20 protein-coding genes are annotated in these 23,196 nt (G+C 64.2%); 7 read left to right on the forward strand and 13 right to left on the reverse strand.

Annotation, left to right across the window (positions count from 1 at the left end; genetic code table 11):
* Positions 1-14 precede the first annotated feature (14 nt).
* The gene (gene dacB / locus DC31_RS13850) at positions 15-1,547 is read left to right on the forward strand and encodes a D-alanyl-D-alanine carboxypeptidase/D-alanyl-D-alanine endopeptidase (protein WP_160173248.1); all 1,533 of its coding nucleotides are present in this window, start codon (positions 15-17) and stop codon (positions 1,545-1,547) included.
* A gap of 137 nt (positions 1,548-1,684) precedes the next feature.
* Positions 1,685-3,700: a hypothetical protein gene (locus tag DC31_RS13855; RefSeq protein WP_152545438.1), complete on the forward strand. Its 2,016-nt coding sequence runs from the start codon at positions 1,685-1,687 to the stop codon at positions 3,698-3,700.
* A gap of 118 nt (positions 3,701-3,818) precedes the next feature.
* Here DC31_RS13855 and DC31_RS13860 read toward each other — a convergent pair whose 3' ends face one another.
* The 3 genes from DC31_RS13860 to dnaB all read right to left on the reverse strand — a co-directional run bounded on the left by DC31_RS13860 (position 3,819) and on the right by dnaB (position 7,977).
* Complete coding sequence (locus tag DC31_RS13860; RefSeq protein WP_081813870.1) at positions 3,819-5,903, reverse strand: heavy metal translocating P-type ATPase; 2,085 nt, start codon at positions 5,901-5,903, stop codon at positions 3,819-3,821.
* Between the two features lie 100 nt (positions 5,904-6,003).
* A complete protein-coding gene (locus DC31_RS13865; RefSeq protein ID WP_036280950.1) occupies positions 6,004-6,573 on the reverse strand; it encodes a dihydrofolate reductase family protein in 570 nt (189 codons plus the stop codon).
* Positions 6,574-6,603: 30 nt separating this feature from the next.
* Positions 6,604-7,977 carry a replicative DNA helicase gene (gene dnaB, locus DC31_RS13870; protein ID WP_051606988.1) on the reverse strand — a complete coding sequence of 458 codons (1,374 nt, stop codon included), beginning with the start codon at positions 7,975-7,977 and terminating at the stop codon, positions 6,604-6,606.
* Positions 7,978-8,481: 504 nt separating this feature from the next.
* On the opposite strand from dnaB, the gene DC31_RS13875 reads away from it, so the two are divergent.
* A complete protein-coding gene (locus DC31_RS13875; protein WP_152545439.1) occupies positions 8,482-9,309 on the forward strand; it encodes a hypothetical protein in 828 nt (275 codons plus the stop codon).
* Between the two features lie 82 nt (positions 9,310-9,391).
* Entirely contained in the window at positions 9,392-10,576 is a 1,185-nt protein-coding gene (locus DC31_RS13880; protein WP_235201531.1) for a chaplin family protein, read from the forward strand.
* 168 nt (positions 10,577-10,744) lie between these two features.
* On the opposite strand, the gene rplI is transcribed toward DC31_RS13880, so the two are convergent.
* From rplI to DC31_RS13905, 5 genes are all read right to left on the reverse strand, one after another.
* Entirely contained in the window at positions 10,745-11,197 is a 453-nt protein-coding gene (gene rplI / locus DC31_RS13885; protein ID WP_036280956.1) for a 50S ribosomal protein L9, read from the reverse strand.
* 11 nt (positions 11,198-11,208) lie between these two features.
* Positions 11,209-11,463 (reverse strand): 30S ribosomal protein S18, encoded by a 255-nt coding sequence (rpsR, locus tag DC31_RS13890; RefSeq protein ID WP_036280958.1) that lies wholly within the window; start codon positions 11,461-11,463, stop codon positions 11,209-11,211.
* Positions 11,464-11,521: 58 nt separating this feature from the next.
* Positions 11,522-12,040, reverse strand: coding sequence for a single-stranded DNA-binding protein (locus DC31_RS13895; protein WP_036280960.1), 519 nt, complete (start codon positions 12,038-12,040; stop codon positions 11,522-11,524).
* A gap of 5 nt (positions 12,041-12,045) precedes the next feature.
* Positions 12,046-12,414 carry a 30S ribosomal protein S6 gene (gene rpsF, locus DC31_RS13900; protein ID WP_036280962.1) on the reverse strand — a complete coding sequence of 123 codons (369 nt, stop codon included), beginning with the start codon at positions 12,412-12,414 and terminating at the stop codon, positions 12,046-12,048.
* Between the two features lie 182 nt (positions 12,415-12,596).
* Entirely contained in the window at positions 12,597-13,838 is a 1,242-nt protein-coding gene (locus DC31_RS13905; protein WP_051606990.1) for an acyl-CoA dehydrogenase family protein, read from the reverse strand.
* A 180-nt stretch (positions 13,839-14,018) separates the two neighbouring features.
* Between DC31_RS13905 and DC31_RS13910 the strand changes: the two genes are divergently transcribed.
* Positions 14,019-15,272, forward strand: coding sequence for an acyl-CoA dehydrogenase family protein (locus DC31_RS13910; RefSeq protein WP_036280964.1), 1,254 nt, complete (start codon positions 14,019-14,021; stop codon positions 15,270-15,272).
* A gap of 92 nt (positions 15,273-15,364) precedes the next feature.
* The gene (locus DC31_RS13915) at positions 15,365-16,234 is read left to right on the forward strand and encodes a hypothetical protein (RefSeq protein ID WP_036281286.1); all 870 of its coding nucleotides are present in this window, start codon (positions 15,365-15,367) and stop codon (positions 16,232-16,234) included.
* Positions 16,235-16,364: 130 nt separating this feature from the next.
* On the opposite strand, the gene DC31_RS13920 is transcribed toward DC31_RS13915, so the two are convergent.
* The 5 genes from DC31_RS13920 to DC31_RS13940 form a co-directional block, all read right to left on the reverse strand.
* Positions 16,365-17,756 (reverse strand): DUF6716 putative glycosyltransferase, encoded by a 1,392-nt coding sequence (locus DC31_RS13920; RefSeq protein WP_036280966.1) that lies wholly within the window; start codon positions 17,754-17,756, stop codon positions 16,365-16,367.
* Positions 17,753-18,625 (reverse strand): N-acetylneuraminate synthase family protein, encoded by an 873-nt coding sequence (locus tag DC31_RS13925; RefSeq protein WP_036280968.1) that lies wholly within the window; start codon positions 18,623-18,625, stop codon positions 17,753-17,755. Before DC31_RS13925 ends, DC31_RS13920 begins: the two co-directional genes overlap by 4 nt.
* A gap of 70 nt (positions 18,626-18,695) precedes the next feature.
* The gene (locus DC31_RS13930) at positions 18,696-19,880 is read right to left on the reverse strand and encodes an acylneuraminate cytidylyltransferase (RefSeq protein WP_036280970.1); all 1,185 of its coding nucleotides are present in this window, start codon (positions 19,878-19,880) and stop codon (positions 18,696-18,698) included.
* Positions 19,877-21,229 carry a polysialyltransferase family glycosyltransferase gene (locus DC31_RS13935; protein ID WP_036280972.1) on the reverse strand — a complete coding sequence of 451 codons (1,353 nt, stop codon included), beginning with the start codon at positions 21,227-21,229 and terminating at the stop codon, positions 19,877-19,879. Before DC31_RS13935 ends, DC31_RS13930 begins: the two co-directional genes overlap by 4 nt.
* Positions 21,226-22,206 (reverse strand): glycosyltransferase family 2 protein, encoded by a 981-nt coding sequence (locus DC31_RS13940; protein WP_200872938.1) that lies wholly within the window; start codon positions 22,204-22,206, stop codon positions 21,226-21,228. The genes DC31_RS13935 and DC31_RS13940 overlap by 4 nt, the downstream gene beginning before the upstream one ends.
* 113 nt (positions 22,207-22,319) lie before the next feature.
* Here DC31_RS13940 and DC31_RS13945 point away from each other — a divergent pair, with 113 nt between their 5' ends.
* On the forward strand, positions 22,320-23,195 hold the full coding sequence (locus DC31_RS13945; RefSeq protein ID WP_051606992.1) for a GlsB/YeaQ/YmgE family stress response membrane protein: 876 nt from the start codon (positions 22,320-22,322) through the stop codon (positions 23,193-23,195).
* Position 23,196: the final 1 nt, after the last annotated feature.

A 23,196-nucleotide genomic window follows, 5' to 3' on the forward strand; every position in this document is an offset into this window, starting at 1 on the left:
GTGCCATCACGGCAGTGGCCGCGGCGACGCTCGCCGTCACCACCGCGTGCACTGCCGAGCCAAAGGACCCGTATGCGGTCGAGGGGTTGCCCGATGCCGCGCTTCAGGTCATGAATCAGGATCAGTACGCCAACGGAACCTGGTCGATCGCCGTGACCGACCTCGACACCGGCGAGGTGCTGATCGATCTCAATGCGAACCGAATGGCTGAGCCCGGATCGTTCGTGAAGACTTACAGCGCCGGGGCAGCGTGGCTTGAGTGGGGACCCGACCACACCATCACAACGCCGGTAAAGCGCACGGGCGAGGTCACGGCCGGTGCGCTCGCCGGCGACCTTGTCCTCGTCGGCATGGGCGACCTCACCATGGGTGGGCGCACGAAGGACGATGGGTCGGTCGATTTCACGAACCTCGATCACAACGATGCGAATTTCCTCGCGGGTTCCACCCTCACGCCAGAGGATCCGCTGACCGGCCTCAACGAACTTGCGGCCGAGATCAAAGCGGCCGGGATTGATTCCGTCGGCGGCGATGTGGTGGTCGACGACCGCCTCTTCACCGGCACTCTCGGAGGCGAGCCGATCACGCCGATCATCATCAATCAGAACCTCATCGACATCATGGTGCATCCCGGCGAGCCAGGTGAGATGGCCACCGTCGACATGACCCCCGTGGTCTCGCCGTGGATCGTGACGTCGACCGTCAAGACAGTCGAGGCAGGCGGCACCACGAGCATCTCGCTCCCAAAGCCGACCCGTGAGGGAGAGATCCTGGTGGAGGGCACGATCGCTGCCGACAGCGACCCACAACTCAAAGTGCACGCCTTCACGGCTCCTGCGACCTTCGCACGGACCGCCTTCATCGAGGCACTCGAACGTGCGGGAGTGAGTGTCGCCGCCGATCCGATCACGCCTAATCCCACCTCGAAGCTCGCCGATCGCGCCGCCGTCGACGCGCTACCGTCGGTCGCCGAACTCGAATCGCTTTCACTCGAGCAGGAAGCGACCTACGTGATGAAGATCAGCTACAACCGCGGAGCGCAGACTCTCATCTGCCGGCTCGCAGTCGAATACGGCTCGCCAGATTGCGACACGGGCATGCCCGCCATCGCGAAGATCTGGGATGAAGCGGGTCTAGATATCGGCGGCGCCGCCCTCATCGACGGATCAGGGCTCGAAGGCAACTACGTCACGCCCGAGAACGCGCTGCAGATCCAAACTCTGATGGCCAAGCGCCCTGATGCGGAGCGCTGGCAGGCGACCATGCCGATACTCGGCGTAGACGGTTCACTCTTCGCCGTAGAGGCAGACGGGCCCGCGGCCGGCAAGGTACGCGCGAAAACTGGCACCCTGATGGGTCGCGACGAGTTCAACGATCTGTGGCGGCTCGGCACGAAGACCCTCGGCGGCGTGATGGAGACTGCCGAAGGCCGCCAGCTCGCCTTCACGATCATCGTCAACCAGGGGTTCTTCCCTGAGATCGAGGGCGTCTTCGTCGCCAACGACGACGTCGGCAAAGTCGCCGCGATCATCCAGCAGGCGTTCTGAAGCAGCGCATCGTCGCATCGACACACACGGACGACACAGGTCTATGGATCAGTGCTCGCCGGCACGCAATCATCGATTTGGCTGGTCATTTTGGATGATGTCACCGCGGAAAACCGCGCTAACGAGTGGAACAGGATATGGACAAGACAAGACGCATCCGGCGGATGGCGGCACTGATGGCGGCGATGGCTGTCGTGGTCACGGCGTTCGTTGCAAGCCCTGCCGTCGCGATGGACATGAAGTGGGGTGATGATCTGACAACGATCGCACCAGGTTCAGAGGCCGACGGCGACGCCGCCCCGGATTCCGAGGAGGCGACCGCAACAGAGCAGAATCCCGCTGAGGAGGAGGCGGCCGTCACAGAGCCGACCGCCGCAGAACAGGCCGCCACAGAACAGGCCCCATCCGAAGAGGCGAGTACCTCCGAAGAGGACACAGCCCCCGGGGAGGGGGATGCCTCCGAGGAGGGAACACCCTCGACCGACGAGCCGTCGGTGCAAGTAGAGGCCGTCCCGGACGGAGCTGCGCCCGCGGCTGACGCGGCGGAACCCGACGTGGGGGTTCAGGCGGTGGAGGCGGGGTCGATCACTGTCGACTTCAACCTGAAGCGCGTAACTCTATCCAATGGCGCCGTCACCGGCGCGACCCACGGAACGGTGTCCAATGCGTTTCCTACCAACATCGACGGGAGCGCGACGAATGTCTTCTCCGTCAAGGGCAACCTCGGAGATGCGTCCGCTCATCTGGAGCTGACTGTCGTGTACAAAGTGGCGATGGCCATACCGAACGCACCCGATGAGGACTACTGGGTCAAGATCCACGTCTACACCTCGGGGTTTCACTACTTCCGCACTTGCGACGTGACCACGGGCGATCCGCGTGCCGGTGGAGTGCAGATCGCCCCCACACCGTTCACGTGCTTCGCGCGCACCCCGGGCTCGGAGAGTTCGATGCTGAACCAGACCGTGACCGTCTCGATTGACCTCAACCGGTGGGCGGAGGCGTCGGGAACGGTGCAGACCGAGCGATCGGTCTCACTCGACGACGGCAAATACCTCTTCCTCCTTCCGTTCGCGCAGCCGGGCGCCACGACGGTCCCGCAATCCAGCCAGACCACATTCGCGACGGTATGGCGCGAACCTGATCGCCCCATCGTCGGCGCGGCGGCGAAGGTGTCATTCACGTACAGGATCCTCGACAACGGCAAACCGACCCGCTACTGGGTGGTCGGGTGGGTCAATAAACCTCGAAGCGCAACATCCGGTGGGAAGTGCATGATCATCGACCAGGACCCCTGGGGAGACAATGCGCCGGTATGGGACGACCTGCCGAACGACTCGACAGCGCCGTACGCATGCGCGGATCACGGCACGAGCCCTGACAGTGACACGCTGGACGTGACGTTCACCGTAAGCACGCGGGACGTCACCGTCATTCCAGCGAGTCAGCGCCCGCTACAGGCCCAGCTCATCAAGTCAGTATGCGAGGTCGACATGAAGTTGTGCGACCTGCGCCTTGCCAACGCAGAGAAGGCGCAAGGGGCCGAACGCCCTATCTCGAGCTACATCAACAACCGCACCGATAAGCCCATGGCGCTGAAGTTCGAAACGAAATCGTCGCAATCGACCACCACGTCGTTCGGAACCGAGGTCACGGTAGGCGTCGAGGGAGGAATCGGTGCGCACTTCAAACTTGAGGTGAAGGCGACGTACGGGTGGGACATCGAAAACACGACGGAGACGAGCGAAGGGTTCGACTACGAAATCCCACCGAACCGTCAGGGATGGGTAGTGGGCTCGCCGCCGATGATCCACGCATCAGGTGACATCTACGTCAATCAGAACAACCGGCTGTACCTGCTGCAGGGAGTCTCGGCGACGTTCGCCGACAAGTCGGGCCAGTGGATCAAAGAGGGCGTAGATGGACCCTTGGCTCCGCGTCTCGGTGAGGATCCGGTCGTCGAGATTCCGAGTACATCGCTCAACCCGGTTGCCGCGCCGATCAGCGCGTCTGGCTCAGCACGGCAGGCTTCACTCGCCACTACAGGTGTCGCGACGGAGCAGCTCGTGTGGTCGGCCATGCTCGCGATCGCGTTGCTCGGTGGCGGAGCACTGCTTTTCGTTCCGACGCATCGACGCCGGCGAAAGAGCTGACGCGACGAACAAAGGATGCTGCGACCGCGACCCTATCGATGGGTACGGTCGCAGCATCCGTGTCAGGCTCTTGGGGTTTCGCTGAGATCGGTCATCGTGTGCTCCGTGCCGGGTGTGATCATCGGTCGAGGATGGCGCGGGCCGTGATGTCGGGGCGAAGGTCGAGGCGGCGCAGTAGCTGTGCGTTGAGAGCGACGACGATGGTGGACAGTGACATGAGGATCGCCCCGACGGACATGGGGAGGATGAACCCAATGGGGGCGAGTACACCGGCGGCGAGTGGCACCGCGATGAGGTTGTAGCCGGCAGCCCACCAGAGGTTCTGCTTCATCTTCCGGTATGTGGCGCGCGACAGTTCGATAACCGAGAGTACGGAACGGGGGTCGTCGCTGGCGAGGATGACGCCGGCGGAGGCGATCGCGACGTCCGTCCCTGCGCCGATCGCGAGTCCGATGTCTGCCTGAGCGAGGGCGGGGGCATCGTTGACGCCGTCGCCGACCATCGCCACTTTTCGACCCTCGTGCTGGAGCTCCTGAACCTTCGCGGCTTTTTCCTCTGGACGAACCCCGGCGAAGACTCGGTCGATGCCGAGGTCTTCGGCGACAGCGTGTGCGACGGCTTCGGCGTCTCCGGTGATCATCACGACCTGCACACCGAGGGCATGTAGCGCCTCGACCGCTTCACGAGATTCGGGGCGCACTTCGTCGGCGAGTTTCAGGGCGCCGATCACGCGTTGATCCTGGATGACGTGCAGGATGATGGCGCCATCCTTGCGCCAGCGGTCAGCGACGGGAAGCTCTTCGACGTTCTCCTCAGAGAGCAGGTGCGGTCCCCCAACACGAACGGTCGTTCCCTCGACGGTCGCGGTGACCCCTACCGCGGGAGATGACGTGAAGTCGCCGCTCTTCGGGATGCTGAGCTGTTTGTCGCCTGCCGCCCGAACGATCGCCTTCGCAAGCGGATGCTCGCTGTCAGATTCTGCGGCCGCGGCCAGGGCGAGCACCCGGTCAGTGTCGATCCCCTCGACGACGGATACCTCCGAGATGACGGGCTCGCCCTTCGTGAGCGTGCCGGTCTTGTCGAACAGCACGGTGTCGACGGTGCGCATGCTCTCGAGCGCGATCCGATCCTTAATGAGCACGCCGCCACGTGCCGCGCGTTCGGTGGCGATTGAAACAACCAACGGAATCGCGAGCCCAAGTGCGTGAGGGCAGGCGATGACGAGCACCGTGATTGTGCGGATCACCGCGGCATCCGGGAACCCGATGAGCGTCCATACAAGTGCGGTGATAACGGCGGCGCCGAGCGCGAACCAGAACAACCACCCGGCGGCGGTATCGGCGAGGCGTTGCGCGCGCGATGAGGAATTCTGTGCGTCGCTCACAAGACGTTGGATGCCGGCGAGAGCGGTGTCGTCACCGGTAGCCGTGACCTCGACTCGAAGCCCGGAGTCAGTGGCAACTGTGCCCGCCGTGACCTGGTCACCAATGGTGCGGGTCGCAGTGCGGGATTCACCGGTCACCATGGATTCATCCATAGATGCGCGTCCATCGACGATGCGCCCGTCAGCGGGGATGCTGCCACCTGGTCGCACGACGACGACGTCGCCGACGACGAGGTCGTCTGGAGAGACAGTCACGACCGTCTCGTTTTCGACGCGTTCGGCCTCATCCGGGAGAAGAGCGGCGAGAGAATCCAGGGCAGATGTCGTCTGGGCGAGGGAGCGCATCTCGATCCAATGCCCCAGCAGCATGATGACGATCAGGAGCGCGAGTTCCCACCAGAAGTCGAGCTCGTGATGAAGGGCTCCGAGGCTCGCACCCCACGAGGCGAGGAAAGCGACGGTGATGGCGAGCCCGATGAGCAGCATCATCCCTGGTGCGCGCGAGCGGAGCTCACTCAGCGCCCCAACGAGGAACGGCTTTCCGCCCCAGACATACATGACTGTTCCCAGGACCGGGGAGACCCACGTTAGACCGGGAATATCGGGGAGCGGGTAGCCGACGATCGACGCGAACATGCCAGACAGGGCAACGGTCGGGATGGCGATGACAAGCATGATCCAGAAGAGCCGCCGGAACTGGCCGACGTGGTCGCCGTGCCCAGCATGACCATTCTGAGCGCCGTGCCCGTTATGAGCATCGTGTCCGTTATGAGCATCGTGTCTGGGGTGCTCAGCGCTGGCGTTGTGCGGGTTGCTCATGAACTGATCCTCTTTGGCATTTGGGGAACCGTGCGGGAAGCCCACCGCGTTCACCAACCATACCCCCTAGGGGTATTTCAGGCCTTGCGCGGCCGTCTCATCAAACCGTTACTCGCGTGGGTCGATATCGGAGCGCGACCGCCCCCGACTGGAAGTCTTGGCGATCCACGAGCTCGAGCTGGATGCGCTCGCGCAGACCGGCGAGCAATGTAGGCCCGTGTCCGGCAAGGACCGGCTGCACAATGAACTCGTATTCGTCGATCAATCCCAGATCTGCCAACGCCAGGGGAAGCGTCACTCCGCCCACCCAGAGGCGTTCGCCTGGCTCTTGTTTGAGCCGCCGCACCGCTTGACCCAAGTCTCCTTGCACCAGCTCGGCGTTCCAGTCGACCCCGTTCAGCGTGCTCGACACGACGTACTTCTTCGCCCGGTCGATGGTCTCGGCGAACGGGATCTCCCACTCATCCATCCAGTCAGGCCACGTATTCGTGGCTGGCTTCCGCCACGCCGACTCCATCATCTCGTAGGTCACCCGGCCAAACAGCAGGGCATCGGCCCGTGCCATCTCGGCGGTCCAATAGCGCATCGACTCTTCGTCCGGCGGGAGCCCTGCCTCGTGATGGCAGCAGCCGTCGAGCGTGACGTTGATCGAGTATCGAAGTGCTCTCATCTCGTTGCTCCCCGTTAGTGGAACCTACACTCAGTTAAAGTCCCCACCCGGGGCCATGTCCATGAACCGGGAGTAATGCCCCTGGAACGCGATGTTGATCGTCGCAGTCGGGCCGTTACGGTGCTTCGCGACGATCAGGTCAGCCTCGCCGGGGCGAATGTCCTTGTCGTAGACCGAGTCGCGGTGGAGCAGGATCACCATGTCGGCATCCTGCTCAATCGAGCCCGACTCACGAAGGTCGCTGATCTGGGGCTTCTTGTCTTGGCGCTGCTCAGAACCACGGTTCAGCTGCGACAGTGCGATGACCGGAACCTGCAGCTCCTTCGCGAGCAGTTTCAACGCACGCGAGAACTCCGAGACCTCTTGCTGGCGAGACTCGACGCGCTTGCCGCTCGTCATCAGCTGCAGGTAGTCGATGATGACCATCCGCAGTCCCGAACGCTGCTTGAGGCGACGGCACTTCGCACGAATCTCCACGAGCGTCATGTTGGGGCTGTCGTCAATATAGAGCGGTGCATCGTTGATGCGACCACGGGTCGCTGCCACGGTCGTCCAGTCGCGCGGGTCGAGCGTGCCCTTACGCATGTGCTGCAGTGGGATCGCGCCCTCGGCACTGAGCAGGCGCATCGCGATCTCAGCCTTGCCCATCTCGAGGGAGAAGAAGATCGCCGGCTGGTTGTGGCCGATGGCGGCGGAACGAGCGAAGTCCAACGCAAGCGTCGACTTACCCATTGCCGGTCGGGCCGCGACAACGATCATCTGCCCGCCGTGCAAACCGTTCGTCAGCTCGTCGAGCTCTTTGAAGCCGGTCGGCACGCCGGTCATCGAACCGTCACGACCGCTGGCGGCCTCGATCTCTTCGACCGCAGCATCGACAGCGACGGTCAGCGGAACGTAGTCTTCGACCTCTTGCATGCCGGTGACCGCGTAGATCTCTGCCTGCGCGTTGTTGACGATGTCAGCAGCTTCGCCCTGACCGTCGTAGCCGAGCTGCACGATGCGAGTGCCCGCGTCGACGAGGCGACGGAGGATCGCACGCTCCGAAACGATGCTGCCGTAGTACCCAGCGTTCGCCGCGGTCGGCACGATCGACGTAAGCGTGTGCAGGTAGTCGGCGCCGCCGGCGCGGCCCAGCTCGCCGGTCTTGATCAGCTCGTCGGTGACCGCAACGACGTCTGTGGGCTCACCGTGCGAGTACAGCGAGAGAATCGCCTCGAAGATGAGCTCGTGCTTCGGAATGTAGAAGTCGGCGCCCCTGAGCGTCTCGATCACATCGGCGACAGCATCCTTCGACAGGAGCATTCCACCGAGGGCGCTCTGTTCGGCGAGAAGGTCGTGTGGTGGCGTGCGCTCTGGCTTGCGCTGGCCCCCGAGACGCTCCTCCGAGATGTCGGCAATCGACACGGTGCTCCCTTCGGTGCGCTAGATGTTGGTGGCGACGGCGGAGTGTCCCGCGATCGCACACAGCGAATCACACACCACCGACATCTCGTCGCTCCCCCACGCTAGAAGCGACGTTCTCCACCTGCAACACGGCCTGTGGATAACTCTGTGGAGAGTGTGCGGAGAACTTCGGAGTGTCTGTGTAAAACACATGTGGATAACCCTGTGCTGTACGCAATATTTATGCTCATTTATTGCCTTTGACCTGGATATTTAGTATTCACGATGCTGTGGATGAGAATCGACTTAAACGCGTCATTGAAGGTTTCCCTCACTCGTTGGAAGATGTGTACAACTTGGGGAGAAGTCAAGCGCGAATTTTGTCGGGCGCGTCTTCCGGGCGTGCGGTGGTAAGGCGCCGGTCACACGCGAATTAGCCCTAGACACGCGCTGCCGCCAACGGGTATCGTCGGCCACACGACGCATCTTGTGTTGTGAACGTTTCCCTTCGAGGGGGAGGTGAACGTGGCTACTGCTACATCCCGTCGGATTTCGACCGGCATCGCGTGGAGCACGTTCGGAGTGCTCGCGTGGGCGACGCTCAGCATCCTCACCAGCGGTGGCGCCGCACACGCCGAGGAAGAGCCCGACGGACTCCTCGGAAACGTCACGTCGATCGTCGCTCCGCTCGTGACAGAGGTCGTGACACCCGTAGTGGCCGATGTCGTCGCACCTATCTTGCAGACTCCCGTCGTGCAGGTGGCGTCTGAATCCGTCCCGGTGGTGACCGATCTGCTTCAACACGCCCCCGTTTCAAGCATCACTACCCCGATTCTGGATGCCGCTACCGCCGTCCCCGTCATCGGCGATGTTCTCAGCGGTCTCGGCGTCCCCGGTGCCGTCGATGATGTCGCAGCCGTTGTAGACACCACAGACTCCGGAGTCTCGCCCCAGAGCGACATACCGACCGGAATCGTTTCGGCCCCCATCACGGCCGTGGCAAGCGCCGAGACGTCTGCCCCGGCAGCCACCGCGACCATGCTCACCGGACGCTTATTTGACGATTCCGGAGCCACGCTCGCCACCGTGGATGACAGTGCGGATGCCAGCGATGTGCCGTCGCTGCCTGCGAAGGCGCGCATGCTCCGCCGGGTTCGCCGGCACCTTCTTCCTCCGCCGGACACGGCGCAGGCCCCGTTGGTGACGGTGCACGCCTCGCTGACACCCCCGTCGACTCGCTTCATTACTGGAAGCGAACTCTCGGCGCACCGGATGACGATCTGCCGTCGTCTCCGGTCGCCGAAACCGACACCTCTCCTGACTGACCGGGGTTCTGTCATCCCTCGCGGATGACAGACGTGTCGCGCGCGACCCCAGATCGCGCGGACCTCATCAACCCCACCTCAGTCAGGAGCTGAACATTATGCGTACAACAGTGAGGCGCGTCCTTTGGGGCGTGCTGGTAGCCGGCGGGATCACCCTGCTCGGCGCCACAGCCGCCAATGCGGCAGAAACCGATGGAGAGGACAGCATCCTCTCCGGAACCCAGGCGATCATCCCCGTCTCGATACCCGTTGATATCACCGGAAGAGCCATCGCCCTGCTCGGAACATCCAGCGTGGATGCACCGGCACCAGAACCCGCCGCCGTTGCAGAACCCACCGCGACCGATCCGGTCGCGACCACGAGCGGTACAGATGGGGTGGCATCCGGGACGCAGGCGGTCATCACCGTCGACGTTCCGGTGACCATCCAAAACACCGCGGTGAGCCTTCTCGGTTCATCTTCAACCAGCACCCCTCCCGCTGATCCCCAGACTGAAGCTCCCCAGGCTTCCGCTCCGGCTGCGGGGGTGCCATCCGTGACGACATCTGGCACCGACTCGCTGCTTGGCGGCAGCCAGGCGTTGCTACAGGTGAACGTTCCGGTCAACGTGTCTGGCAATGCCATCTCGGTGTTGGGCACAAGCGACGTCGCAGCGTCTGAGGAGTCGGCGGCACCCGCCTCCTCAACGCCAGCACCGTTAACGGGCACCACGGATGCTACGACACCTGAGGCTGTCACCGACGGCACAGACGGTGTCGCCAGCGGCACTCAGGTGATCGCACCCGTCACCGCACCGGTAGCGGTTCTCGGTAATGCGATCAGCGTGCTCGGCACGAGCGATGTGACCGGAGGAGGCGCGGGCACGCCCGCATCGCCACCGGCGGCGGGTGGTGACATCCTCACATCGGGTGTGGGATCGATCCTGGGTGGGTCGCAAATCGCGGCTCCGCTCAGCATCCCGCTTACGATCGGCGGCAACGCGATCTCGGTCGTCGGGACCAGCACTGTCACCGACCCCGGACCGGGAACAACCCCCGGCACGGATCCTGGGACCGACCCGGGCACCGATCCTGGTACCGACCCGGGCACCGACCCGGGAAATAACCCCGGAACCGACCCCGGGACGAACCCGAACCCCGGAACCGTCCCGAGCGGAAACGGATCGGCCATCATGGCAACGGCTCCGCGGCTCGCTGCCACCGGTGGCAGCAGCGATCTTGCACCCACAGTGCTGGCTGCACTGCTGATGCTGCTCGGTGCCGGCCTGCTACTGCGTCGCCGCACGATGCAGTAGCCGAACACCAGCGGTAAACGGTCCGGTTGGGCCGGCACCCTCGAAGAGGAATTGTCGGCCCAACCGGACACCGGTGTGCCCGGCATCCGATTCACAACACACCAGCGCGCCAACGCGGAACGCCCCCTATCCCGAAGGACAGAGGGCGTTCGCGCAGGTGGTTGCGGACTACTTGGCCGCGACGACCTGAAGGGTGATGACGGCGATGACGTCTTCGTGCAGACGCACAGTCGCCTCGTGGTCGCCAGTCGACTTGATCGGCGCGGTGATCGTCACCTTGCGCTTGTCGATCTTGCCGAGGCCAGCAGCCTCAACAGCGTCAGCGACGTGGTCGGTCTTGACAGAACCGAACAGACGTCCGGCAGCGCCAGCCTTGACGGCCAGACGAACCTTCGTGTCTTCGATCTTGTCCTTCAGAGCCACAGCCTCGTCGCGGTCGTGAATGGCGCGCGCCTTGCGGGCGGCCTGGATCGACTCGACCTGCTTGGCACCACCACGGGTCCACGCCGTAGCGAGGCCCTGGGGGATGAGGTAGTTACGGGCGTACCCGTTCTTGACCTCGATCACGTCGCCGGCGCTTCCGAGCCCGGCAACTTCGTTCGTGAGAATCAGCTTTGCCATCTCGTTACCCCTTACCGGCCTGCGCCAGCGTAGGGCAGGAGCGCCATTTCGCGTGCGTTCTTGATCGCCGTGGCGATCAGACGCTGCTCCTGCACCGAGACACCGGTGATACGACGGGCGCGGATCTTCCCACGCTCCGAAACGAACTTACGGAGGGTTGCGATGTCCTTGTAATCAATGACGCCAACCCGGATCGACTTCGCGGGAGCGGTGGGCTTGCCACCCTTCCGCGGCTTGCGGCGGTCGCCGCTCGACTTTCCAGCCATGGTTATTCCTTATTGATGAGCGGATGCCGAGGCATCCAGAAACTTTAAACCCAGAACTTTAGAACGGGGTGTCGTCGCCGAAGCTGCCAGGAGTACTCCACGCATCAGCGCTGGTCGATGAACCGGGTGTTGACCACGGCTCCTCCGATACCTGCTGTTGCTGCTGCGCGGGACGCGACTGTCCACCGCCGCCGCCACCGGCACCGCCGGTAGAAGCAGCGCGGGTAACCTGCGCGGTCGCGTACCGAAGCGAAGGGCCGATCTCGTCGACCTCCAGCTCGATAGCGGTGCGCTGGTTGCCCTCGCGGTCCTGGTAGGAACGCTGACGCAGACGGCCCTGCGCAACAACACGCATGCCCTTCGTCAGCGAGCCCGCCACGTGCTCGGCGAACTCGCGCCAGACAGATGCGCGGAGGAACAGCGCATCGCCGTCCTTCCACTCATTCGCTGCCCGGTCGAAGCTGCGCGGCGTTGATGCGATGGTGAAGTTCGCCACCGGCAGCCCGTTCTGCGTGTAACGCAGCTCGGGGTCGGCCGTGAGGTTTCCCACAACGGTGATGACGGTTTCGCCAGCCATGAGCCTTAGGCCTTTGCTGCCTTGGCGGCCTTGCGAGCAGCCTTCTCTTCGGAGCGCTTGGCTTCGAATGCGACCATTGCCTGAGCTTCCTCGGCACGCAGAACCTTGGTGCGCATGATCTGCTCGTTCAGCTTCAGCTGACGGTCAAGCTCCTGCGTGGTTTCGCTTGTAGCCGTGAAGTTGACGACGGCGTAGATGCCCTCGGTCTTCTTCTGGATCTCGTAAGCCAGACGGCGCTTACCCCAGATGTCGACCTTGTCAATCGAGCCACCATCATTGGTGATGACTTTCAGGAACTTGTCGAGGGTCGGGGCGACGATGCGCTCGTCGATCTCGGGGGTCAGAATGACCATGAGTTCGTACTGGTGCGTCACTTACCCACCTCCTTCGGACTAGAACGGTTTTCGGGAATTTCCCGAAAACAGGAGGGTGTGTGCACGTGCCTGCTCTTCTCGCCGCCGAATGCGGTCCGATGGGCAGACAACCACAACAGTCTACTTGAGATCCGGGCGTGTCTCGAACACAGCTGTCAGCGCACCCGTCCAAGCTCCGACGCTCACGTGTACCAGCTGGGCTCTGGCACCTCATTGAGCAGGACGAAGCGACCCACTTCGTGCCGCTTGTACGGCAGCGGGTCGTGCAGGCTGTGCGTGCGGAGGTTGCGCCAATAAATGTCGAGGCCGATGCTGTTCGCGGTCGCGCGGGCGCCGGTCAGTTCGAAGATGCGGGTCGCGACCTCGAGACCGTCTTCGATAATTCGCGCCTTTGCGGCCGCAACGCGGACGGCGAGCTCACCGCGGCGACGCTCGGTGAGCTCTTCCCGAGGTGCGTGCAGTGCAGCGCTGATCTCAATGTCGACCGCGTCGATGAGTGCGGCATCCGCCCAGATTTTCGAGGCCAGCTGACCGTATCCTTCCAGCACATAGAACTCGTCCACACCGCGCCGCTTGTCCTCGCCGCCATACGGCCACGCGCGGGTCCGCTCACGGGTGTACGCACTGGCTGCGGCGAGCGCACCCTCGGCGATTCCCAGGTAGATGTTGTTGAAAACGGCCTGCAACGCAGGCACCTTGAGTTCGTTGTAGGCCAACGGCTGGAAGACGCGGTCGGTGAAGCCGGCAGCGCCCGCCCAGTCCACACGCACACCCTCGATCTCCACTCCCCCAGACTCGGTGAGGCGTTGACCGAGGTTGTCCCAGTCGCCGAGGAAGCGGATGCCGGGCTGATCGGTCGGGACGATAGCGAAGATGTGCGTGTCGGTGCCGGCAAGCACGCCCTCCAGAACAGTGAGGTCAGCGACACGACCTCCGGTCGAGAACGATTTGCGCCCCGTGAAAATGAGCTCGTCGCCTTCTTCGGTGATCGCGAGATCGGAGTCGCGGGGGTTCACCGCGCCACCGAAGAACAGGTTGCCCTCGGTGTACAGCTGCTCGACGGCGGCAATCTGCGCCTCGGTCCCGACCAGGCGCACCGCCCAGGCCCATACGTAGTGGTAGCCGAGCAACTGTCCGATCGAGCCGTCCGCCCGCGAGATGATGCGTACGATCCGGTTCACGACGTCCCAGGGCAGCTCTGCTCCGCCGTGGGCTCGCGGGCCGAGCACGGTGACCAATCCTGCATTCTTGAGCAGCGCCACCTCGGTGTGTGGTGCCTCGTTAGCGTGATCGCGCTCGACGGCGTCGGCGGCGAGGATGTCGGCGACTTCCTGTGCGCGAGCGAGCCATTCCTGCTCCGTTGCGGGGCGAGGCGCGCTCGACCAGCGGTCGACGAGGGCGGATGCTGTGATCGCAGTGGTCATTTCGGATCTCCTGTCCGGTCTGGCGTCCGTCGCACTCGCAGAGTTGCGTCCGGGCCGTGAATGCAGCCACGCTCCCAGCCGTTCCCGCCGCGCGTCAATGCTGTGTCCTCACGTTTCGTCACGTGACGTTACGCGACGGTCTCTCGGCCAAGGGCGTCTGCGGTGACTAGCGTCTGGGTCATGACCAGCTTCTTCGTTGACTCTTCCGAAATCTCCAGCGGTGCCGACCTCACGCCGATTCGCGCGCGGTTTCGCGCGATTCTCGACGCCATCGCTGAGGGTGCGCGCGACCGCGATGAGTCCAGAGAGCTTCCGCGTGACGGCATCCGCGCACTCGCCGAGGCCGGATTCGGGGCCCTCCGCGTGCCGAAGAAATACGGTGGATACGGCGTCTCGCTGCCTCAGCTCGTCGAACTTCTCGCCGATCTCGCGGCCGCCGACCCGAACCTGCCGCAGGCGTTGCGCGGTCACTTCGCTCTTGTCGAGGATCGCCTCAATGCCCATGCTGCCAGCGACCAATCGACGTGGTTCCGGCGCTTCGTCAACGGAGAGCTCGCCGGCAACGCCTGGACCGAAATCGGCGAAGTGAAGGTCGGCGACGTCAACACGAAGGTGTCAGCGGGCCCCGATGGCCTCGTCGTCAACGGCACGAAGTATTACAGCACCGGCAGCATCTTCGCCGACTGGCTCGATGTGTATGCACAGCGACTCGACACGGGCGAGACCGTCATCGCGATTGTGAACACCCATCAGAGTGGAGTGACCCTGCTCGACGACTGGGACGGCTTCGGTCAGCGCACCACCGGCAGCGGCACGACCGTTCTCGAGAACGCCCGGGTTGATGCCGAAGCGGTCAGTGCGTTCGCCGACCGCTTCCGCTACCAAACCGCTTTTTACCAAGTGGTGTTGCTGGCGACTCTCGCAGGCATCGCCGAGAACGCCGTGACCGAGTTCGCTGGTGAGGCGCAGCGACGCAAGCGCGTGTTCAGTCACGGTGCGAGCCCGGAATGGAACCAGGACCCGCTCGTGCAGAGTGTCGTCGGTATCGCTGGATCGCAGGCGTTCGCCGCCCGCGCCACCGCCGTGCGTGCGGCCGAGGCATCGCAGGACGCCTACCTTGGCCACTTCGTTGCAGATGCGGATGCAGAGGAAGAAGCGAACATCCGCGCTGAGCTGGATTCGGCTCGCGGTCAGGTCGTCATCACGAGCCTCGCTCAATCAGCCACGAGCGCCCTTTTCGACGCGCTCGGCGCGTCGGGTACCTCCGCTGCGAAGCGACTCGACCGTCACTGGCGCAACGCTCGCACAGTCAGCTCGCACAACCCGGTGGTGTTCAAACAGCGCATCATCGGCGATTGGGAGATCAACCAGACCGTGCCACCGTACGTGTGGGCGATCGGGGCGGCTGTTCAGGTCGCCGCGGCCGCGAGCTAACCACCCCGCCCCGTCCTCCGCACCCGCCCGCCCGCCCGCCGCACGGGAACGGTGACCGCATCACACCGGCCGCGCCGGGTAGCGTGGCCGACATGGAGTGGATTGCAGATGTCTCTGTCGGTAACTGGCTGCGCGAGCGACTCAGTGAGGATTGGAGCATCCACCACTTCGTGCCACACGATTTCGAGGCGTGCGCACGAGTCTTCCACGCGCCGTCCGTGAGATCGGCGGCGGATGCTGCGGATGCTGTCGGCGAGGCGACCACTTGGGCAGCGGCGGCGGCGGCCTTCGGCACGACGCTGCACGCCCAGGCATCGTGGCAGCACCTTGTGAAGACACCCACCGAGGGCAGTTGGCACACCCGGGTCGCTCCGGACGGACGTAAGTTCTCGGCCCCCAGCGAGGGAAATCTTGATGACGCGACCCTGAACCAGCTCGCCACGCACCTGCTCGCACACACGACGACACCCGATGACGGGTTCGCCGCGGTCTGGGAAGGCTGGGGCGGGTTGGTGGGAGACGCGCGGACGGGCCCATCACAGAATTCACTCACCTACAGCGAGGATGCCGTCCATCAGCAGATGCTGCAGCAGAGCATCTACTCTCCTTTGGACAAGCTGTTCCAGCGGAGAACCTGGCACCCCGGCATCCTGTCTGACGAGATCTCAAAGGGGCCTCGACTCGAACTGCCCGACCGCGATCACGTGCTGTTCTCGGCCGCGCCATCGATGTTCACCCAGTCCGAGTGGCGCAATAGCGCCCCCTGGGACGATGAACCGCTCAGCCTGCTGTGGCCCGCCGACCATGCATGGGTCGTGGTGACTGAGATCGACTACGACTCCACGATCGTTGCGGGCTCGAACGAACTCATTAGGGCGATCTGCACAGATTCGTCGCTCGAGGCGTTGCCGCTGCGCGAAGGCGCTTCGCTGCATTGGGACGCCGACGACATCAACCGCTGAGCCCCAGAAATGAACCACTGACCGCGAGAAACACCCTTCTGCGTGAGAAACGTCTTCACAACACCTGTCTCATGCAGAAAGGCGTTTCTCACCGCAGAACGCGCATCAGCGCCAGCTCACCGAAACCGCGTCAGCGGCGAACCGGATCCTGATGCGGCGTGGGCTCGATCGTGTAGTCGGTACTGGCATCGGCCCAGGTGTCTTCGCCCGCCCGGCCACGTGCACGCCGCAGCCCGACGATCGCGCGGACTGCCGGAGCACCCACTCCGAGGGCGAGGTGCCCAGCGAGTGAGCGATCTTCGGTGCCGAGCACGCTCTTGCGGTGCCACGCGGCATGCAACGTGCCGCCGCGCCCTACCGGAACACGCTTCGCGGGCAGCACTCCCGCGCGCCGCAGCGCAACAAGTTCTTGCGTTCGACTCCACCAATCCGACTCTGCGGCGGGGTGGAAGTAGTTGTCGTGCATCCAGTCAGGCTCCGGATGCCGGAACCGCCGCGCGACGACATCATCGGCGTCTCCGATCAGGCCACTTCCCACGAACACCGTGTTCAGCAGTGGCTTACTCACACCGAAAGTATTGAGAGCGATGACGGGGATCCCGCGGGCGATGGCCTCGACGGCCGCGGTTGAGCTGATCGTGACCAGCCCTTCGGCCTTCGAGAGCGCAGTCGCCATCGGCTCATACGAGAGCACGAGGTTCTTCGGACGATCGGTCAGCAGCTCGGCGTAAGCATCGCGCTCCAGATGCGTCTCGGCTTCGCCCGGCCGCGAGCGCAGCTTCACGACGACTCGACGAGTGGGGTCGGCGTTCGCGGCGCGGCGAAGGATACTGACGAGCGCAGCCCTTTCGTGCCGTTCGACGGGGACGAGCGCTTGCGCGGCGAAGACCAAGTCCGTTCCGACTCGAGGCCGCTCGGCGACGGCGACGCCGCCGAGCGGCCGATTCGTGGTGACCCGGGTGCCGGCATCCGCCCGAGCGCCCAAGCCCACCATCGAAGACCGCGACCGTACCGGGGTTCCGGAAGCCTGCACATACGGCAGCGTGGCAAGAGCCGAAGGCACCGGCATCCCGAGTCGACGGCCGAGTTCGGTGAACGCGCGCTCTTCGCGATGCGAGTGCACGACGAGCAGGTCAGACTCGCGGCGATACTCCATCGCCCCGCGCTGCGCGGGAATCGACATCCCTGGCAGACCGCTCAGGGTCACCGGCCGATGCGGCAGTCGATCGATCTGCCGCATCATCAGTCGCACGAATGGTCCGCGACCAGCGAGCACGACAACGTCAGGCAGGTGCCCGCCGAGCCAGCCGGCGACCTCGTCGAAGCCGACGCGAGTAACCGCGCCCTCCCCGAGACTGGTGCCAGCGAGCGCGATCTGCTCCTGCTGTTTGCTCACCGTGAGTGGTGTGCGCACGAGCAGCAGGTGTCGACGGATGTCAGGGACGGAGTCGAGCAACGCCGCTGACCACTTCACGAAGGAGTCGGCGTCGGCAATCGCGACGACGCGGAGATCGCCGATCATGCCGGGACGCGACGCAGTTTCGCCATCGGGGCCTGCTCGCCCGGGAACACGCGCTTGACGCCGTCGCCGAGCGCAGTCTCAATGACGCGGATGTCGCGCACGAGGTGCTGCAGGCCGGCGGGCTCGAGTGAGGCCGCGTGGTCGGAGCCCCACATGGTGCGATCGAGAGTGATGTGGCGCTCCACCGCAACGGCGCCGAGCGCGATGGCTGCCAACGAGATCTGCAGGCCGCGTTCGTGTCCGGAGTAGCCGATCGGCACACCGGGGTAACGGTCGCGCAGGGTGGTGATGACGCGGAGGTTCGCCTCTTCCGGCTCCATCGGGTAGGTCGAGGTGGCGTGCATGAGGACCACACGGTCGGTGCCAAGAACCTCAAGCGCCCGATCGATCTGCTCGATCGTCGACATGCCGGTGGAAAGGATGATGGGCTTGCCGGTATCGCGCAGAGCGGCAAGCAACTCGAGGTCGGTCAGGCTTGCGGATGCGACCTTGTGAGCGACGACGTTCAGGTCTTCAAGGAATGCAACGCTGGGCACATCCCACGGCGACGCGAACCAGTCGAGCCCGCGCAGCGTCGCGTAGTCGCCGATTTCGACGTACTCGTCGCGCTCGAATTCCACCTTGTAGCGGTAGTCGAGGTAGGTCATCGTCCCCCACGGGGTCTCCCGCGGAACGTCGCGCATGTGCTGGGGAGTCGAGATCTCCGGCGTGCGCTTCTGGAACTTGACGGCATTGGCCCCGGCGTCAGCTGCAACGTCGATCAGTTTCTTCGCGATCTCAACGTCACCGTTGTGATTCAAGCCAATTTCAGCGATGACGTAGGCCGGGCGGCCGCCGCCGATCACGTGTGATCCGATGCTGACAGTCATGATCGTCCTCCAGTCGTGTACGCCTTATTCCTGGGTACGCCGCGACTGTGAACATCACGCGAAGCGATGGTTACCGGGGTCGGTCAGCTGACAGAACACGTTCGATGAGCTCGCGAACCGCACCCTGCCCGCCCGCCCGGCTCAGCACCACTCTGGCTGCGGCGAGAACTTCTGGATGCGCGTTCGCAACGGCGATCGGCCAGCCGACGGTTCGCATCGCGCCGAGGTCATTGATGTCGTTGCCGAGGTAGGCGATGTCGGCAAGCGCGATGTCGTTGTCGCACGCCCATGCGGCGAGCGCAGACTCCTTGTCTTCGATGCCATGCAGCACCGGCACGCGGAGTTTCTCTGCCCGTGCTCGCACCACCGGATTTACTTCGGTGGAGAGAATCAGTATCGGGATGCCAGCGCGCCTCAGCCGCGCGACACCCATCCCGTCCTCGCGACTGACCCGAACTTGCTCGCCGCCGGCGCTGTCAATGAGAACGGTGTCGTCGGTGTGCACCCCGTCGAAGTCGGTGACGATTGCCTTCGCTGTGATGGGTTCGGGTGCGTCGACGACGCTCGCGAGAGCGGATGCCACGGCGAGCTGCTGTGCATCATCAATCTCGATCGCGGTCAACTCGGGGACCTCGACGATCCCAATGCGACCGAAGAAGCGGTGCTCTGCCTGGCGGAAGCCGTCGGCGCGGAAGACGTAGAAGGCGCCGGACTCTAAGTAGTGCGGCTCACGGTCCTGGCGGCGCGGGCGGTGGCTGGCATCGTGGTTGATCGCCGCGGCGGCACCATCTGCTTGGCGGCGCCAGAGGAATCCGTACGTCTCGTGTGCGGAGAACACGCTGTCCGCACGCCCGGCGCGCACCTCGTCAATGGCCTCGTCGATGCCGTTGCTCGGGATAAACGGCGAGGTGGCTTGCACGAACACGACGACGTCGATGAGGTCGCCGCTGCGCTCCAGCTCGTCCAGAGCGTGCAGGATTGCGCTCTCGGACGACGCGGTGTCGCCCGCGATCTCGGCGGGGCGTCGGATGACACGTGCTCCCGCAGCCGCGCTGGTTGCGGCGATCTCGTCGTCATCGGTCGAAACGATCACGAGATCGACGCCGTTGGCTGCGGCCGCAGCGCGCACAGCGCGCACCACCAGTGGAACGCCGCCAACTCGGCTCAGGTTCTTGCGCGGTACGCCTTTGGATCCACCGCGCGCGGGGATGATCGCGACAGTCATTCCTGCTGGCATATTCGCGTCTGCCGTCATGATCCACGCACCGCCTTCCAGGCCCGAGCCGCACGCCGGCGCGCCCCACCGAGCGTCAGTCGAAACTCTTCAATACGCCCCGCACCACCGTTCGAGCGCAGTGCGCGGCGAATGGCACCCTCAGGCGGAGCACCGGGTAGACGCAGCTCCATCAGCCGTGCCGGGGTGAAGTATCGCCTCCGCTCAGCGGCTGACAGTTGTCGCAGCAGCTCCTCGGCACGGGGACGCAGGTGCTCGGCAATCACTGGTTGCATGGCGTAGCCGACCGCGTCGATCAGCAACTGCAGTCGCTCCGGATCGCGGTACGGCGAGTTCGGACGAGTCAGTGCGTCGACGATGGTCACCGGCACGCGGTTACTGTTCTTGAACGGCGTCAGCCGGCGCAGCACTTGTTCGGTGCCGGCCGAGGCGATCGGCAGATCGAACAGCGCCTGCACGGTCGGAAGAGCGGTCGAGAATCCGGCGACAACGCCAACGGCATCCAGTCGCTCGGCGATCAGCTCGGCGGGCTGAACACCGCGATACTCGACGAACTCTGCACCATGGCCGAGCGCCCGCTCACGTACCGCATCGGTGACCGAGGGCGGCGCGGACGGATGCGGTTTGAAAATGATCCGTTCCGGATGCCACTGCATGGCACGATCGACCATGTCCCGCTGCATCGCGATCTCGTCGTCGACGGAGACGAGCCCCAAGGCTGCGAGGTACTGTCCGAGCACGAGTGCCGTCGACGTGCCGTCAACGAGAGCGTCGAGCGCGGGGTCTGGCATTGCAGTTTCGTCAAGAACCGCACGGAACGCAGCCGGCGGCACGGGAACACGCGCGGCACCTGCCTCGACGAACACCAGCGGCTCGACCCCGGGCACGACATCGGCGTAGACGACGCGGCCGATCCGCTCGACGACCGTTCGCCCCAGCGCAACCCGGATCGGCGAGTACGTCATGAGTCCGTCGCCGATGATGGTGATCCGCGCGTTGGGGAACAGTGAAAGCAGCGTGCGCGCTGGCGCCACTTGTGGACTCTGCACGAATAGCTCAAGGTCGTCATCGAGCGTCCACGCACGGGTGAACAGCCGGTTCAGGGTCGGCAGGTCGACCTCGTCCGGAAGCCAGGAACTCGGATGCAATGGCGTGAGGATGCCGTCGAGCGGCTCGATGCGATCGAATCGAGCGCGAAGGGTCGCCAGGTTTGGCAACTCGTCCAGCCCGGTCGTCGTCTCCGGAACTCGCGCGGTGTTGAACGGCACGAGGATGCGTTCCCCACCATCGTCAGCGATGAGACCCGCATCGAGGGCAGCGACGGCGGTGGTGAGACCGTATGCGCTGTGCAGCGCGAAGAGTTGGGTCATGTCACCTGCCCTGCCTTTCGGAGCGTTCGTGCGAGCACACGGCGTCGCGAGGCCTCAAAGCGGCTCAGCGCGACGTCGACATCTGATTTGGGCAGGCTCGCCAGCAGGTGCCGGATGCTTTCCCGCATCTCTCGTCGCAGCGCTGGTTCCATCCGCCGCGACCTGACGAACTGGTGTGAACTCAACGCCAACGCGGTCCATGCCACTTTTGGCATGAAGCGGTGAGCCTCGTCATCCTGCTCGACAATCTCGACCGTCTGCGCGAGCGCTCGAGCAAAGTCGAGTTGGCGGCGATCGCGCACTTGGGTGAGCGACGTGGGCACCCCCCGGCGGTAGAGAACAGCCGGGGCGTCAACGACGGCGAAGGAGTTGGCCTGCAGGTGCAGGCGCCAGATCCACGGGCGGTCCTCCGCGGTGAACAGCCCGTCGGAGAACGTCGCCAGGCCGCGGTCGAGGATGCGACGGTGAAAGATTCCGGCCCACGCGAAGGGGTAGTCGACCATCGTCGTGTCGTCGGTCGGGAGGATCGCGTCTCGGGGAGAAGCGCTTATGCCTCGCCAGGCATACGGTGCACGCTTGAGCACTCTTTTGGAACCGGTCACGCGCACATGGTCGGTGCGCAGAAAGTCGCAACTCAGCTCACGTAGGCGTTCGGTGAGCACTTGGAGTCGGTGGGGTTGCATCCAGTCATCGCCGTCGAGAAAACAGAATGCATCGCCTTCGACATGCGCGAGTCCCTGATTACGTGCGCTGGCCAGACCAACCGGGTGCGAGTTGGTGACGACCTCGGCGTGATCGAAACGTTCGGCGTAGTGCCGCATCTGTGCGCCGGTGTCATCACTCGAGCCGTCATCGATCGCCACCAGCTTGAGCGCACCAGGGTCGTCGAACTGGCGCAGCAGGGTTTCCAGCGCGGTGCCAATGTAGGGCGAGGCGTCCTTCGCGGGAAGGATGACGGTGGCGAGAGGTGTGCGCACAGGGCTCCTGTGTGGATCGAAGGTGTCCGGCATGGTCGCATCTGCGTCTTGCCGGTTATCGACGCCTAGATGAACGAGCGGTGACTCGGCTCTTGCCCGGTACCGTGGAGACCATGGATGCTCGACCCCTGACCGAACCCGTCGACCAGCGCGCGGCCAAGAAGTTCGAACGGGCGAACCGACCGCCGGTAGACGTCGGGAAGATCTTCGTCTTTGTGTTGATCGGGATCATCGGAGCATTCATCCTCTCGATCTTCGGTTTCATGACCGTCCTCTCCCTGGGGAGCGGGCAAGCAATCTCCCCCGGGATGCTCCTGTTCGTGGCAATCCTCGTCGCCATGATCGTCTTCGTTGTGAGTCGCCTCGCGAAGAATCGAGTGGGGCCAACCGACCGCTACCGTCTCAGCCAGTTCGCCGGTGCGAATGGCATGACCTATCTGAACTCGATCCCCGACCCGCCGCTGCCTGGCATGATCTTCCGCATCGGCAGGGCGCGCACGTCTTCTGAAGTCGTACGCGGCGCGCGCCCGCGTTTCGTCGAGTTCGGTAACTATCGCTTCACCACCGGCTACGGAGAAGACGCGACGACGCGCCGATGGGGCTATGTCGCCATCAAGCTTGATGTGCCGCTTCCGCACATCGTGCTGGACGCCACCGGCAACAACTCCGCCTTCAGCTCAAACCTTCCGGCAACGTTCGATAGGTCGCAGAAGCTGTCGCTAGAGGGCGACTTCGATCGGTACTTCACGCTCTACTGCCCGCAGGGATACGAGCGTGACGCGCTGTACCTGTTCACGCCCGACATCATGGCGCACTTCATCAACAACGCCACACTGGACGTCGAGATCGTCGACGAGTGGCTGTTCCTCTACACCCGGGACAGGATGACCACGCCGGATGCCGCAACCTGGGCGCGCCTGTTCGGCACTGTCGATGCGCTGATGGCCAAACTGGATCAGTGGGCTCGATGGCATGACGATCACCGCTGAT

This window comes from Microbacterium sp. CH12i (assembly GCF_000685355.1).
GTDB lineage: Bacteria > Actinomycetota > Actinomycetes > Actinomycetales > Microbacteriaceae > Microbacterium.